At 75.8% G+C, this 17,225-nt stretch carries 2 protein-coding genes; both read left to right on the top strand.

The features are described from left to right. The first annotated feature begins 18 nt into the window (after nt 1-18). Nucleotides 19-9,969, top strand: a complete 9,951-nt coding sequence (locus ACFWBB_RS20435; protein ID WP_385274046.1) for a type I polyketide synthase — start codon at nt 19-21, stop codon at nt 9,967-9,969. 31 nt (nt 9,970-10,000) lie between these two features. Further along, on the top strand, nt 10,001-17,225 hold a 7,225-nt coding region (locus ACFWBB_RS20440), incomplete at its 3' end, for an SDR family NAD(P)-dependent oxidoreductase (RefSeq protein ID WP_385274049.1).

Consider the following 17,225-nt stretch of genomic DNA (forward strand, 5'->3'; position numbering starts at 1 on the left):
CGGGAGACGCAGACCGCCATGCCGCGAACACCCCAGTCCGACGCCGCACCCCGCCCCCTGCCCGCCGGCGACGCCGTCGCGGTCGTCGGGCTGTCCTGCAGGCTGCCCCAGGCACCCGGGCCCGCCCCCTTCTGGCAGATGCTGCGCAGCGGCGCCGACGCCGTGAGCGAGGTACCCGCCCACCGCTGGGACCCCACGGCGCTGCCCGGGACGCCACCCGCCGCGGCCGGCGCGCGCTTCGGCGCGTTCCTCGACAGCGTCGACACCTTCGACGCCGCCTTCTTCGGGATCTCACCGCGCGAGGCCGCCGCGATGGACCCCCAGCAGCGCCTCGTGCTCGAACTGGCCTGGGAGGCCCTGGAGGACGGCGCCATCGTGCCCGCCACCCTCAGCGGCAGCCGCACCGGTGTCTTCGTCGGCGCCATCTGGGACGACTACGCCACCCTGCAGCGCCGCGAGCACGCCGCCGGCATCGGCCCGCACACCGTCACCGGCCTGCACCGCGGCATCATCGCCAACCGGGTCTCCTACGCGCTGGGGCTGCGCGGCCCGAGCATGAGCGTCGACACCGCCCAGTCGTCCTCCCTCGTCGCCGTCCAGCTCGCCTGCGAGAGCCTGCGCAGCGGCGAGTCTCAGGTCGCGCTCGCCGGCGGGGTGAACCTCAACCTCGTCCCCGACAGCGCCCTGGGCATGGCCCACTTCGGAGGGCTCTCACCCGACGGCCGCTGCTACACCTTCGACGCCCGCGCCAACGGCTACGTCCGCGGCGAGGGCGGCGCCCTGGCCGTCCTCAAACCCCTGGCGCACGCGCTCGCCGACGGCGACCCCGTGTACTGCGTGATCCTGGGCGGCGCGGTGAACAACGACGGCGCCACCGACACACTCACCATGCCCGGCCGGCACACCCAGGCCCTCGTACTGCGCACCGCCTACGAACGCGCCGGCGTGCGGCCCGCCGACGTCCAGTACGTGGAACTGCACGGCACCGGCACCACCATCGGCGACCCGATCGAAGCGGCCGCGCTGGGCCAGGTGCTCGGCGCGCGGCGGGACGGCGCCGGCCCGCTGCTCGTGGGATCGGCGAAGACCAACGTGGGACACCTGGAGGGCGCGGCGGGCATCGTCGGACTCCTCAAGACCGCGCTGAGCATCCGCCACCGCAGGCTCCCGCCCAGCCTCAACTTCCGCCACCCCAACCCCCGGATCCCCTTCGGTGAACTGAACCTGCGCGTCAACGACCGGCTCAGCCCCTGGCCCCACCCCGACCGGCCGCTGCTCGCAGGCGTCAGCTCCTTCGGCATGGGCGGCACCAACTGCCACCTCGTCCTCGCCGACCCCCACCACCTCGTCCTCGCCGGCCCCCACCACACCACCACACCGGCCACCACCACACCGGCCACCACCGCACCGGCCACCACCGCACCCCGCGCCACTACACCGGCCACCACCGCACCCCGCGCCACGGCGGTGGCCACCGCCGTGCCGTCCGCGACCGTGCCGGCCGCCTCCGCCCCGTCCGCCTCCACGCCGGCCGCCTCCGCTCCCGCCTCCGCCGTGCCGGTGCCGTGGCTGGTGTCCGGGCGCAGCCTGGCGGGGCTGCGCGGGCAGGCGGCACGGCTGCGTGACTTCGTGGCGGCCGGCCCCGCGCCCCGCCCCGCGGACGTGGGGTACTCGCTGCTCACCGCCAGGACCGCCTTCGAGCACCGGGCCGTGATCCTGGCCGACACCCCCGCCGACTTCGACCGGGAACTGCACGCCCTCGCCGAGGGCCGCCCCACCGCCCACACCGTCACCGGCCACAGCCACCCCGACGGCACGACCGCGTTCCTCTTCAGCGGCCAGGGCAGCCAGCGCCCCGGCATGGGACACGAACTCAACGCCACCTACCCGGCGTTCGCCGACACCCTCGAAGAGGTGTGCTCCCACTTCGCCCCCCACCTCGAACTGCCCCTGCACGACGTCCTGTTCGCCGACCCCGGCACAGCGCAGGCCGCGGCCCTGGACCAGACCCGCTACACACAGCCCGCCCTGTTCGCCCTGCAGAGCGCCCTGTACCGGCTGGCGGCCGACGAGTTCGGCGCCGTCCCCGACGTACTGATCGGGCACTCCATCGGCGAACTCGCCGCCGCGTACGCCGCCGGCGTCTGGAACCTGGCCGACGCCTGCACCCTGGTCGCGGCCCGCGCCCGCCTCATGCAGGACGCCCCCGCCGGCGGCGCCATGACCGCCGTCGAGGCCACCGAGGCCGAGGTCGCCGCCTTCCTCGACGACAGCGGCCACGCGGCCCGGGCGGCCGTCGCGGCCGTCAACGCCCCCGCCGCCGTCGTCGTCTCCGGCGACCGCGACGCCGTGCACGCGGTGGCCCGCCACTGGCGTGAACACGGCCGGCGCACCACACAACTGCGCACCAGCCACGCCTTCCACTCACCGCACATGGACGGCATGCTCCGCGAATTCGCCGCCGTCGCCGAAAGCCTCACCTACCGCACCCCGCGCATCCCGCTCGTGTCCAACCTCACCGGCGGCCTCGCCGGCGAACAGCTGAGCCGACCGCAGTACTGGGTACGCCACGTACGCGGCGCCGTCCGGTTCGCCGACGGAGTGCGCACCCTCACCGCACAGGGCGTCACCCGCTGGCTGGAACTCGGGCCCGACGCCGTCCTGCTGCCGATGGTCCGCGACAACCTGACCGGCGCCACACCCCGGCACCCTCCCGTCCTCGTGCCCGCCCTGCGCCACGGGCGCCCCGAGGCCCGTACGTTCCTCACCGCGCTGGCCGGCCTCCACGTCCACGGCGCCCGCCTCGACCTGCGGCCCGCCCTCACCGCCCACACACCCCGGCGCACCGCCCTGCCCACCTACGCCTTCCAGCGTGAACGCCACTGGCTGGACACGCTGCCCCGGACCAGCCCCCCGGCCCCGGCCCCGGCCCCGGCCCCGGCCGGGCGGCCCCCCGGCGCGCCGGTTGCGCAGCCCCCCGCCGCGCCCACCGGCGCGCCCCCGAGCACCGGCTCCGCCACGCTGCCCGCCCGGCTCGCCGGCCTGAGCCACAGCGAACAGGACCTGCTCCTGAGCGACCTGGTCGCCACCCAGGCGGCCCTCGCCCTCGGCCACGCCGCCCCCGGCTCGGTCGATCTCACCCGCACCTTCAAGGACCTGGGATTCGACTCGCACACCGCGGTGGAGTTCCGCGACCTGATGCGCGCCGCGACGGGCACGGACCTGCCCGCCTCCCTCGTCTACGACCACCCCTCACCCCAGGCACTGATCACCCACCTGCGCCGCACCCACCGCCTGGGCCGCCCCGGGCAGGAGGACGCCGGCCACCCGGACCCGGCGAGCGCACCCGGCCCGCACGACGACGGCGACCCGATCGCGATCGTGGCGATGAGCTGCCGCTACCCCGGCGGCGTGCAGTCCCCCGAGGACCTGTGGCAGCTGGTGTCCCAGGGCGTGGACGCGATCGGGGACTTCCCCACCGACCGCGGCTGGAACCTCGAGGAGCTCTACGACCCCGACCCCGACCGGCCCGCCCGCACCTACCTCGCCAAGGGCGGCTTCCTGGAGCACCCCGACCGCTTCGACGCGGAGTTCTTCAACATCTCCCCGCGCGAGGCGCTCGCCATGGACCCCCAGCAGCGGCTGCTCCTGGAGACCTCCTGGGAGGCCGTCGAACGCGCCGGCATCGACCCGGCCTCGCTGCGCGACAGCCGCACCGCGGTGTTCGTCGGCGCCATGGCCCAGGACTACGGCCCCCGTCTGCACGAACCGGTCGAGGGCGCCGACGGCTACCTCCTGACCGGCAACACCCCCAGCGTCGCCTCCGGCCGGGTGGCCTACACCCTCGGCCTGCGCGGCGCCGCCCTGACCGTCGACACGGCCTGCTCCTCCTCCCTGGTCGCCCTGCACCTGGCCGCCCAGGCACTGCGCCACGGCGAATGCACGATGGCCCTGGCCGGCGGCGTCACCGTGATGGCCAACCCCGGCATGTTCGTCGAGTTCAGCAGACAGCGCGGCCTCGCCCCCGACGGCCGCTGCAAGGCGTTCGCCGCCACCGCCGACGGCACCGCATGGGCCGAGGGCGCCGGCATGCTCCTGCTGGAACGGCTCTCCGACGCCACCCGCCTGGGCCACCCCGTGCTCGCCGTGATCCGGGGCAGCGCCATCAACCAGGACGGCGCCAGCAACGGCCTGAGCGCACCCAACGGCCCCGCCCAGGAACGCGTCATCCGCCAGGCACTGGCCGCCGCCCGCCTGAGCGCCGACCAGATCGACGCCGTCGAGGCACACGGCACCGGCACCTCGCTGGGCGACCCGATCGAGGCCAACGCCCTGCTCGCCACCTACGGACGCCGCCACACCCCCCAGCAGCCGCTGCTGCTGGGCTCACTGAAGTCGAACATCGGCCACAGCCAGGCCGCCGCCGGAGTCGGCGGCGTCATCAAGATGGTGCAGGCCATGCGGCACGGCACCCTGCCGCGCACCCTGCACATCGACGAACCCACCCCGCACGTCGACTGGTCCTCGGGCCGCATGTCACTGCTCACCGAAGAGGTCGCCTGGCCGGCCACCGGCAGGCCGCGCCGGGCCGCCGTGTCCTCCTTCGGCATCAGCGGCACCAACGCCCACCTCATCGTGGAACAGGCACCCGCCCCCGCGGAACAGACATCTGCCCCCGTGGAACAGGCACCCGCCCCCGCGGAAGAGACATCTGCCACCGCCACCGCCACCGCCACCGCCGCCGCCGCCGCGGGCAGGCCGCAGCGGCCCGTGCCCTGGCTGCTGTCGGGCAAGTCCCCCCAGGCACTGGCCGCCCAGGCCCGGCGCCTGCACGAACACCTCACCGCCCGGCCGCAGCTGCACCCCGCCGACGTGGCCCTCTCCCTTGCCACCACCCGCACCCAGCACGACCACCGCGCCGTCCTGGTGCACGGCGCCGGCGACCGCCTCGACCCGCACGTCCTCGACCAGCTGCACACCCTGGCCCAGGACACCCCCGCACCCGGCCCGGCCCAGGACACCGCCCGCAACGCCGGCCCGCTCGCCCTGCTCTTCACCGGCCAGGGCGCCCAGCGCGTGGCGATGGGACGCGAACTGGCCGACAGCCACCCCGTGTTCGCCCACGCCCTCAAGGAGGCCTGGGCCCACCTGGACCCCCACCTCCAGCGGCCGCTGCACCACGTCGTCTTCGACGGCGAGCAGGGCCCCGACGGCCGGCCCCTGCTGGACGACACCGCCTACACCCAGAGCGCCCTGTTCGCCACCGAAGTGGCCCTCTTCCGCCTCCTCGACCACTGGGGGATACGCCCCGCCCTGCTCACCGGGCACTCGGTCGGCGAGATCGCCGCCGCGCACGCCGCGGGCGTGCTGTCCCTGGCCGACGCCTGCACCCTCACCGCGACCCGGGGCACCCTGATGCAGGCCCTGCCCGCCGGCGGCGCGATGGCGGCGCTGGAGGCGAGCGAGGCAGAGGTCCTGCCCCTGCTGGCCGGCCACGACAAGGACGTCTCCATCGCCGGCCTCAACGGCCCCCGCGCCACGGTCATCTCCGGCACCGCCGACATCGTGGACGCCCTGGCCGGGCAGCTGCGCCGGCAAGGACGCAGGACCAAACGGCTGCGGGTCAGCCACGCCTTCCACTCACCGCGCATGGACGCCATGCTGGAGGACTTCCGCACCCTCGCACAGACCCTGCACTACGCCCCCGCCCGCATCCCGCTCGTCTCCACCGTCACCGGCCGGGCGATGACACACTTCACCGCCGGCTACTGGGTCGAGCAGGTACGGGCCCCGGTCCGCTTCCACGACGCGGTACGCACCCTGCACGCCCAGGGCGCCCGCACCTTCCTCGAAGTCGGCCCCGACGGCGTGCTGTCCGCGCTGGGCGACGCCTGCCTCACCGGCACCGGCACCGGCACCGGCACCGGCGGTGCCGGCTTCATCCCCGCCCTGCGCGCCGGGCGCAGCGAGAACGCGACCCTGGCCGCGGCACTGGGACGCGCCCACACCCGCGGCGTCGCCGTCGACTGGGCCGCACACCTGGCCGGGGCCCGGCGCGTGGACCTCCCGCCCACCGTCCTGCACCGCAGCCGCTACTGGCTCACCTCCGCACCCGCCCGCCCGGCGGCCGACGCCACCGGGCTCGGACTCACCCCCGCCGAACACCCCCTGCTGGGAGCCGCGGTGCAGTCCGCGCTCTCCGCGGAGGTCCTCTTCACCGCCAGCCTCTCCCTGCGCACCCAGCCCTGGCTCAAGGACCACGCCGTGCACGGCTCGGTGGTCCTGCCCGGCGCCGCGATGGTCGACCTCGCCCTGCACGCCGGCGAGCACCTGGACTGCCCCCGCATCGGCGAACTGACCGTGCACACCCCCCTGACCCTGCCCGCATCCCAGGCGGTCACGGTGCAGCTGGTGGCGGGCGCCGAGCAGGACGGCCGCCGGGCGCTGGCCCTGTGCTCCCGGCTGCGCGCCGACCTGCCGTGGACCCGGCACGCCGACGCGGTGCTGGAGGCCGCCCCCGCCGCCCCCGCCGCCCCTGCCGGCCCACCGCCCGGCACCTGGCCGCCGCCCGACGCGCCGGCCACACCGGCAGACGACCTGTACGAACAGCTCGGCCGGCTCGGCTACGGCTACGGCCCCGCCTTTCGCGGCCTGACCGCGGCCTGGAGCCACGGCGACGACGTCTGGGCCGAGGTGACGCTGCCCGCGCAGGCACCGGCCCAGCAGACGGGCCTGCACCCCGCGATCCTGGACGCCGCACTGCACGCGGGCGTGGCCCACCTCGCGGCCGGCACAGGCGGCGCACTGATGCCGTTCTCCTTCACCGGCGTCACCCAGCACGCCCCCTGCCCCGACACCGTCCGCGTACGGCTGCGGCGCACCGCACCCCACTCGCTCGCCGTGACCCTCTTCGGCGAGGGACGCACGATCGCCACGATCGACGAACTCGTGATGCGCCCCGTCACCGCCGGCCAGGTACGCGGCACGGCACACGAGGCACTCGCGCGCATCGACTGGCCCGCGCTGCCCCTTGCCGGCACCCCGCTGGAACAGGCGGCCCTGCTCACCACCGGCGACGACGACGCCTGGCTGGGGGCCGCACTGGAAGCCGCCGGGACCACACCGGTCGCCTTCCCCGCCGACATCGCCGTGGGCGCGCCCGCCCCCGGCCCGGGATCCGCGCGGGCGGCGCTGGCCCTGGTCAAGGACTGGCTGGCCGCCGCCCCCGGCGAACAGGCACGGCTGGTGGTGGTGACCCGCGGCGCCGTCGCCACGGCGCCCGGCGAGCCGGCCGACCCCGACGCGGCCGCCGTGTGGGGGCTGGTGCGCTCCGCGCAGTCCGAACACCCCGGCCGCTTCACGCTCGTGGACACGGACGCCACCCCCGAGTCCCATGCCGTGCTCTCGGCGGCCGCCGCCACCGGCGAGCCGCAGCTGGCCCTGCGCCACGGCACCGCCCGCATACCGCGCCTGGCCCGCCCCACCGGCCTGGTGCCCCCCGCGGGCACACACGCCTGGCGGCTGTCGGCGCTCCGCCAGGGCACCCTCGACGCGCTGGCCCTGCTGCCCTGTCCGCAGGCCGACGCCCCGCTCGCCCCCCACCAGGTACGCATCGCCGTGCGCGCCGCGGGCGTCAACTTCCGCGACGTCCTCAGCACGCTCGGCATGTACCCGGGCCCGGCCGGACTGCTCGGCCAGGAAGGCGCGGGCGTGGTCACCGCCACCGGCGCGCAGGTCACCGGCATCCGGCCGGGGCAGCGGGTGATGGGCATGTTCACCGGCGCCTTCGGCCCCACCGCGGTCGCCGACCAGCACATGCTGGCCCCCGTCCCCGACGGCTGGAGCGACGCGCAGGCCGCCGCGACCCCCCTGGTCTTCCTCACCGCCTACCACGCCCTGACCGAACTGGCCGGGCTGCGCGCGGGAGAGAAGATCCTCATCCACGCCGCCGCGGGCGGGGTGGGCATGGCCGCCGTCCAGCTCGCCCGGCACCTGGGCGCCCAGGTGCGCGCCACCGCCTCACCGGGCAAGTGGGAGGCACTGCACGCCCTGGGGCTCAGCCGGGACCAGCTGGCCTCCTCACGGACCCTGGACTTCGAGCAGCGCTTCGCCCCGGGCGTGGACGTGGTCCTGGACTCGCTGGCCGGCGAGTTCGTGGACGCCTCCCTGCGGCTGCTGGGCCCCGGCGGCCGCTTCGTGGAGATGGGCAAGACCGACATCCGTGACGCGGACACCGTCGCCGGGAGTCATCCCGGCGTCGGCTACCAGGCGTTCGACCTGCTCGAAGTGGCGCCGCAGCGCATCGCCGAGATGCTCACCGACCTGATGGCCCTGTTCGCACAGGGCGCGCTCACCCCCCTGCCGGTGACCGTCTTCGACGTACGGCGCGCCGCGGACGCCTTCCGGCACATGAGCCAGGCCCGCCACATCGGCAAGGTGGTCCTCACGATGCCGGCGGCCCCGTTCGCGCACCACACCCCCGGCACAGACCCGGCCGGCCCCGCGACCGGCACAGGCGCGGACGGCCGTACGGCCGGCACGGACCCGGCCGGCAGTGCGGACGCGGCCGGCGGTGCGACCGGCACAGGCGCGGCCGGCGCGGACGCAGCCGGCAGCACAGGTGCGGACAGCCGTACGGCCGGCACGGACCCAGCCGGCCGTGCGGACGGCCGTGCGGCCGGCACGGTGCTGATCACGGGTGCCACCGGGGCGCTCGGCCGGGCCACCGCCCGCCACCTGGTCGCCGAACACGGCGTGCGCCGGCTGCTGCTGACCAGCCGGCGGGGCGCCGATGCCCCCGCGGCCGCCGAGTTCGTCGCGGAACTGAGCGAACTGGGCGCCGACGTGGACCTGGTGGCCTGCGACGTCGCCGACCGCGACGCCCTGGCCGCCCTCCTCGACGGCGTCGCGCTGACGGCCGTCGTGCACGCGGCAGGCGTCCTGGACGACGGGATCATCGCCGACCTGAGCCAGGAGCGCCTGGAGCGGGTCCTGCGCTCCAAGGCAGTGGCCGCCCGCAACCTGCACGAACTCACCCAGGACCAGGACCTGAGCGCCTTCGTGCTGTTCTCCTCGGTGATGGGCACCCTCGGCGGCCCGGGCCAGGCCAACTACGCCGCCGCGAACGCCTATCTCGACGCGCTCGCCCAGCACCGGCGCGAGCGCGGACTGGCGGCGCTGTCCCTGGCCTGGGGCTGGTGGCAGAGCGAGGACGGCATGGGCGGCTCGGCACTGGGCCAGGCCGACCGGGCCCGGATGAAACGCTCGGGCCTGGTACCGCTGAGCACCCCGGACGGGCTCGCGCTCCTGGACGCGGCCCTCGCCCTGGACGAGCCCTGCCTGGTGGCGACCCCCTGGGACCTGGCCGCGATCCGCGCCCAGGGGGACCGCGCGCCCGCCGTCCTGCGTTCCCTGGTGCCGGTGAGCGCACCGCGCCAGAGCGCCGCCGCACCGGACCTGCGACGGCAACTCGCCGCACTGTCCGGGGCCGAACGCGACCGGACCGTCCTGGACCTGGTGCGTGAACACACCGCCGCGGTCCTGGGACGCGCGGGCGCGGCTGGCATCGACGTCAACGCGCCCTTCCGGGACCTGGGCTACGACTCCCTCACCTCCGTCGAACTGCGCAACCGGCTGATCGCGGCGACGGGCCTGCGGCTTTCACCCGCGCTGCTCTTCGACCACCCGACCCCCGCCCGCGTCGCGGCGCTCCTGCAAGGCCGGCTCGCGCCCGCCGCGCCGCCCGCCGCGGGACTTGCGGAACTGGAGCGGCTGGAGACGGCGCTGGCCGACCTGCCCGACGGCGAGGAACTGCGGGCCCAGATCGAGGCGCGCCTCAAGGCCCTGGCCGCCCGGATGGCGCCACCCGGCCGCGAGGACCGCGAGGGCGGCGAGGGCGGCGACACCGAGCGCCTGCAGAGCGCCTCGGTCGGCGAGCTGCTCAGTTACATCGACCAGGAACTCAGCTGAGTCCGAACATTTTCCCGAGGGGTTGGCACACGTGGCAAACGACGAGCAGCAACTGGTCGAGTACCTGCGGCGCGTCACCGTCGATCTGCAAAAGACCCGCGAGCGGCTGCACGCGCTGGAACACCCCGAGCCGGTCGCGATCGTCGGCATGGCCTGCCGCTTCCCCGGCGGGGCGCACACCCCCGACGCCCTGTGGGAACTGGTGGCGCACGGCCGCGACGCCGTCGGAGAGTTCCCCGCCGACCGCGGCTGGGACCTGGAAGGCCTCTACGACCCGGACCCCGACCGGCAGGGCACGACCTACAGCAGGCACGGCGGGTTCCTGCACACCGCCGCCGACTTCGACGCCGCCTTCTTCGGGATCTCCCCGCGCGAGGCGCTCGCCATGGACCCCCAGCAGCGGCTGCTCCTGGAGACGTCCTGGGAGGCACTCGAAGGCGCCGGCATCCTGCCCGACTCCCTGCGCGGCAGCCTGACCGGCGTGTTCGTGGGCGCCTTCGCCCAGGACTACGCCGGCCCGCTGCACCGCGCCCCCGCCGGCTTCGAAGGACACCTGCTCACCGGCAAGCACTCCAGCGTCGCCTCCGGCCGCATCTCCTACACCCTCGGCCTCGAGGGCCCGGCCGTGTCGGTGGACACCGCCTGCTCCTCGTCGCTGGTCGCCCTGCACCTGGCGGTGCAGTCGCTGCGCCGCGGCGAATGCGACCGGGCGCTGGCCGCCGGCGCGACCGTGATGGCCGGCCCCGGCATGTTCCTGGAGTTCAGCCGCCAGCGGGGCCTCGCCGCGGACGGCCGCTGCAAGGCCTTCGCGGAGGCCGCCGACGGCACCGGCTGGGCCGAGGGCGCAGGCGTCCTCGTCCTTCAGCGCCTCTCGGACGCACAGCGCGCGGGGCACCGGGTCCTCGCCGTGGTACGCGGCACGGCGGTCAACCAGGACGGCGCCAGCAACGGCCTGACCGCCCCGAACGGCCCCTCCCAGCAGCGGGTGATCCGCCAGGCCTGGGCCGACGCCGGGATCTCCGGCGCCGACGTGGACGCGGTTGAGGCGCACGGCACCGGCACCGCCCTCGGCGACCCGATCGAGGCCCAGGCACTCCTGGACACCTACGGACAGGGCCGCGACACCCAGCGCCCGCTCTGGCTGGGGTCGCTGAAGTCGAACATCGGCCACGCCCAGGCGGCCGCCGGGGTGGGCGGCATCATCAAGATGGTGCAGGCCCTGCGCCACGAGGTGCTGCCGAAGACACTGCACGTGGACGCGCCGTCGTCGAAGGTCGACTGGTCCTCGGGTGCGGTGGAGCTGCTGACCGAGGCGCGGCCGTGGCCGCGGGGTGAGCGGCCGCGGCGGGCGGCGGTGTCCTCGTTCGGGATCAGCGGCACCAACGCCCACGTCATCCTGGAACAGGCACCCGTACCGGAAGCCGAAGCGGGGCAGGAGCGGCCCCAGGAGCGGCCCGGCCCGGTGCCGTGGGTGGTGTCCGGGCGGACCGAGGCGGCGCTGCGGGCGCAGGCCGCACAGCTGCTCCCGCACGTGAGCGGGCTCGACCCGGTCGACGTCGGGCTCTCCCTGACCGGCTCACGCACGGCCTTCGCCCACCGCGGCGTCGTCCCGGCGGGCGACCTCGACGCGCTGCGGGCCCTGGCCGAGGGGCGCGAGCACGCGCAGGTGGTCCGCGGCGTCGCCGCCGACGACCCGCGGCCGGTGTTCGTCTTCCCCGGCCAGGGCTCGCAGTGGGTGGGCATGGCCGCCGCGCTGCTGGACTCCTCCCCGGTGTTCGCCGAGCGGATGGCGCAGTGCGCGCGGGCCCTGGAGCCCCATGTGGACTTCGACCTGCACGCGGTGGTGCGCGGCGCGCCGGGCGCCGCCTCACTCGAGCGGGTCGACGTGGTGCAGCCCGCCCTGTTCGCCGTCATGGTCTCGCTGGCCCGGCTGTGGGAGTCCTGCGGCGTGCGGCCGGCGGCCGTGGTGGGCCACTCCCAGGGTGAGATCGCCGCCGCCTGCGTGGCCGGGATCCTCTCCCTGGAGGACGCGGCGCGCGTGGCCGCGCTGCGCAGCCGGGCGATCGCCCGGATCGCCGGCGACGGCGGCATGGCCTCCCTCTCCCTGCCCGCCGACCGCGTACGGGAGCTGATCGCCCGCTGGGACGGCGCGCTGTCCGTCGCGGCGCTCAACGGACCCGCGTCCGTGGTGGTGGCCGGCGCCGCCGGCGCCCTGCAGGAACTCCTCGACGCCTGCGCCGCCGACCACATCTCCGCCCGCCGTGTCGCGGTGGACTACGCCTCCCACTCCGCGCAGATGGAGACCCTGCGCGAGGACCTGCTCCAGGTACTGGCACCCATCCGCCCCCGCCCGGCCCAGGTGCCGTTCCACTCGACGGTCGACACCGGCACCGACACCGGCACCGGCACCGACACCGGCACCGGCACTGACAGCACCGGCACTGACAGCACCGGCACCGGCGGCGGCGGAGGGTTCGGCGCCGACTACTGGTACCGCAACCTGCGCCGCACCGTCCGCTTCGAGCCGGCCGTGCGCGCCCTCCTGGACGCCGGGCACCGCGTCTTCATCGAGTGCAGCCCCCACCCCGTCCTGACGGCGGCCGTCCAGGACACCGCCGACGACACCCCGCACACCGCCGCGGCCGTGGGCTCCCTGCGCCGCGACCACGGCGGACCCGACCGCTTCCAGCAGTCGCTGGCCCAGGCCTTCACCCACGGCGCCCAGGTGCGGTGGCCCTCCACCGGCACGCCGCTGGACCTGCCGACCTACCCCTTCCAGCGCGAGCACTACTGGCTCGAGGAACGCGACAGCGGCGCCGACCCCGCACAGCTGGGCATCGCCGCCGCGGGCCACCCGCTGCTGAGCGCGGTGGTCGAACTCGCAGCCGACGGCGGCACGCTCCTCACCGGCCGGCTCGCCGCGACCGGCTGGCTGGCCCAGCACGCCGTGGCAGACACCGCCCTGCTGCCCGGCACCGCGTTCGTGGAACTGGCGCTGTGCGCGGGCCGCGCCGTGGGCTGCGACCGCATCGACGAACTGACCCTGCACGAGCCGCTGCTGCTGCCGGACGACGCCGCCGTACAGGTGCAGATAGCGGTCGGCGCGCCGGGCGAGGACGGCCGACGCGAACTGAGCGTGCACTCCCGGCCCGGCGAAGCACCCTGGACCCGGCACGCCAGCGGGCTCCTCACCCCCGTGACAGCGCCCGCCCCCGCCACGGCGGCGGTGCGGCAGTGGCCGCCCGCCGGCGCCCGCCCGGTCGACCTGAGCGGCTTCTACGAGCGGGCCGAGCAGCTCGGCCACGGCTACGGGCCGGCGTTCCGGGGACTGTCCGCCGCCTGGCGGCGCGGCGGTGAACTGTTCGCCGAAGTCACCCTGCCGCAGGACGCCGACGCCCCCGCGGGCGAAGCGCAGTACGCCCTGCACCCGGCCCTGAGCGACGCCGCACTGCACGCCCTGCTCCTCGACGGGAGCCGCACCCGGCTGCCGTTCACCTTCAGCGGGCTCACGCTGCACTCGGCCGGCGCGCGGACCCTGCGCGTCCACCTGGCACCGGCGGGCGCCGACAGCGTCTCGGTGCTCGCCGTGGACGGCGAGGGCCGGCCCGTCCTGAGCGCCGACCGCCTGACGCTGCGCCCGCTCGAGGCGGCCCGGCCGGCCCGCCGCCCGCACGCCCTGTTCCAGCTCGACCAGCACGCGGCGGCGCTGCCCGCCACCACCGCGGATCCGAGCCGGTGGGCGGTGCTCGGCGAGCCGGTGGACGGCCTCACCGGCGCCACCGCCCACGCCGGCCTCGCCGCGTTCACCGCCGCGCTGGACACCGAGGTGCCCGGCCTCGTCGTGGCGGGCGTCCCGGCGGCCGGCCCGGACCCGCTCGCCGCGACCCGGACGGCGACCGCCCATGTCCTGGGCCTGCTGCAGGGATGGCTCGCCGACGAACGCCTGACCGCATCCCGCCTCGTCGTCCTGACGGCACCGCACGATCTGTCCCACGCCGCGGTACGCGGCCTGGTGCGCAGCGCGCAGTCCGAGCACCCCGGCCGTTTCACCCTCGCCGAGTACGACGGCCACGACGCCTCCCGCGCCGCCCTGGCCGCCGCCCTGGCCGGTGACCTGACGGACTTCCGCCTCCACCAGGGCCGGCTCACCGTACCCCGCCTGACCCGGGCCCGGACCCCGGCCGGGCAGCGGGATCTGGGACTCGACCCCCAGGGCACCGTACTGATCACCGGAGGCACCGGAACGCTGGGCGCCCTGCTCGCCCGCCACCTGGTCGCCGAACACGGCGTACGCCACCTGCTGCTGACCAGCCGCAGCGGACCGGACTCGGCCACCGCCCGCGCCCTGGCCGGCGACCTTCACCACGCGGGCGCCGACGTCCGCGCCGTCGCCTGCGACGCCGCCGACCGCGACGCGCTCGCCGCGGCCCTGCAGACGATTCCCGCCGCACACCCCCTGACGGCCGTGGTGCACGCCGCGGGCGTCGTGGACGACGCCCTGCTCACCTCGCTCACCCCCGACCGCCTCGACACCGTGCTGCGGCCCAAGGCCGACGCCGCCTGGAACCTGCACGAACTGACCCGCGACACCGACCTGGCCGCCTTCATCCTCTTCTCGTCGGCCGCCGCCACCCTGGGCAACGCCGGACAGGGCAACTACGCGGCCGCGAACTCCTTCCTCGACGCGCTGGCCGAACACCGGCGCGCGGCCGGCCTGCCCGCCGTCTCACTGGCCTGGGGCCTGTGGGCCGAAGGCAGCGCGATGAGCACCCACCTGGGCGACGCCGACCTGAGCCGGATGCGCCGCGGCGGCATCGTGCCGCTCGCCACCGACGAAGGCCTTCACCTGTTCGACACCGCCTGCCCGGCCGACCGCGCCCTGCTCCTGCCCGTCGCACTGGACCTCCCGGCGCTCACGGCCGGCGCCGCGACCGCAGGCGTACCGCCGGTACTGCGCAGCCTGGTGCGCACCCCCGTCCGCCGCGCCGCGCAGTCCTCCGCCGGCACGGCGCCCGCAGGACTGCGCGAACGGCTGGCCGCACTCGCGCCCGGCGAGCGGCGCGAGGAACTCGTCGAACTGACCCGGCTGCACACCGCCGTCACCCTGGGCCACGGCGCGGCCGACCGGGTCGAGGCGGCCCGCGCGTTCAAGGAGATGGGCTTCGACTCCCTGATGTCGGTGGATCTGCGCAACCGCCTCAACGCCGTCACCGGCCTGCGGCTGCCCGCGACGCTCCTCTTCGACCACCCCACGGTCGACGCGGTGGCGGGCATGCTGGAAAGCGAACTCCTGGGCCGGGCGGACCCCGACCCCGCCCCGCCCGCACCTGCCGTATTGCCCGCGCCGCGCGAGCTGTCCGAGCCGATCGCCATCGTCGGCATGAGCTGCCGCTTCCCGGGCGGCACCGACTCTCCCGACGCCCTGTGGGACCTGGTGGCCGCCGGCGCCGAGGCGCTGGGCCCGATGCCGGCCGACCGCGGCTGGGACCTGGAACACCGCTACGACCCCGAAGGCCGGCGCCCGGGCAGCTTCTACGCCGCCGCGGGCGGCTTCCTGCACACGGCCGCCGACTTCGACGCCGCCTTCTTCGGGATCTCCCCGCGCGAGGCGCTCGCCATGGACCCCCAGCAGCGGCTGCTCCTGGAGACGTCCTGGGAGGCCCTGGAATCGGCCGGCCTGGACCCCTCCTCCCTGCGCGGCGAGGGCACCGGCGTCTACGTCGGCTCGATGGCCCCCGACTACGCGGCCGGCCTGAACGCCGCCACCCCCGACATCGAGGGCTTCCTCGGAGTCGGCACCAGCGCCAGCGTCATCTCCGGCCGCGTCTCCTACACCCTCGGCCTCGAGGGCCCCGCCGTGACGGTGGACACCGCCTGCTCCTCGTCGCTGGTCGCCCTGCACCTGGCCGTGCAGTCCCTGCGCCGCGGCGAATGCGACCGGGCACTCGCCGGCGGCGTGACCGTGATGAGCACACCCAGGACACTGATCGAGTTCAGCCGCCAGCGCGGCCTCGCCCCCGACGGCCGCTGCAAGGCCTTCGCCGAGGCCGCCGACGGCACCGGCTGGGCCGAGGGCGCAGGCGTCCTCGTCCTTCAGCGCCTCTCGGACGCACAGCGCGACGGACACCGCGTGCTGGCCGTGGTCCGCGGCACGGCGGTCAACCAGGACGGCGCCAGCAACGGCCTGACCGCCCCGAACGGCCCCTCCCAGCAGCGGGTGATCCGCCAGGCATGGGCGGACGCGGGTGTGTCGGGCGCCGACGTGGACGCGGTTGAGGCGCACGGCACCGGCACCGCCCTCGGCGACCCGATCGAGGCCCAGGCACTCCTGGACACCTACGGCCGGCAGCACAGCGCCGAAGCACCCCTGTGGCTGGGGTCGCTGAAGTCGAACATCGGCCACGCGCAGGCGGCGGCGGGGGTGGGCGGCATCATCAAGATGGTGCAGGCGCTGCGGCACGAGGTGCTGCCGAAGACGCTGCATGTGGACGCGCCGTCGTCGAAGGTCGACTGGTCCTCGGGTGCGGTGGAGCTGCTGACCGAGGCGCGGCCGTGGCCGCGGGGTGAGCGGCCGCGGCGGGCGGCGGTGTCCTCGTTCGGGATCAGCGGCACCAACGCCCACGTCATCCTGGAACAGGCACCCGTACCGGAAGCCGAAGCGGGGCAGGAGCGGCCCCAGGAGCGGCCCGGCCCGGTGCCGTGGGTGGTGTCCGGGCGGACCGAGGCGGCGCTGCGGGCCCAGGCGGGCCGGCTGGCCGGGTATGTTGCGGCACGGCCCGGCCTCGAACCGGCCGCGGTCGCCGCCACACTGGCCGCAGGACGCGCCCACCTCGAACACCGGGCCGTCATCTGGGGCACCACCGCGCAGGACCTGCTCACGCCCCTGACCGCCCTGGCACAGGGACACACCCACCACAGCCTCGTCCACGCACAGGCCCGCCAGACCACCAAGACCGCGGTGCTGTTCTCCGGCCAGGGTGCCCAACGTCCTGGTATGGGCCGGGAGTTGTATGAGGGTTTCCCGGTGTTCGCGCGGTCGGTGGACGAGTCCTGTGCGCTGCTGGACGCCCTGCTGGAGCGTCCGGTGCGGGAGGTGATGTTCGGCGAGGGCGGCCCGCACGGTGATCCGCACGGTGATCCGGGCGGTGATCCGGAGGGTGGTCTGCTGGACCGGACGGTGTATACGCAGGCGGCGCTGTTCGTGTTCGAGGTGGCGCTGTTCCGGCTGCTGGAGCGGGCGGGGGTGCGGGCGGATG

It is taken from the genome of Streptomyces sp. NPDC060000 (genome assembly GCF_042737375.1).
Classification (GTDB): Bacteria; Actinomycetota; Actinomycetes; order Streptomycetales; family Streptomycetaceae; genus Streptomyces.

Coding starts and splice junctions, on each gene's coding strand:
- ACFWBB_RS20435 (WP_385274046.1), top strand. CDS start 19: ATGCCGCGAACACCCCAGTCCGACGCCGCACCCCGCCCCCTGCCCGCC.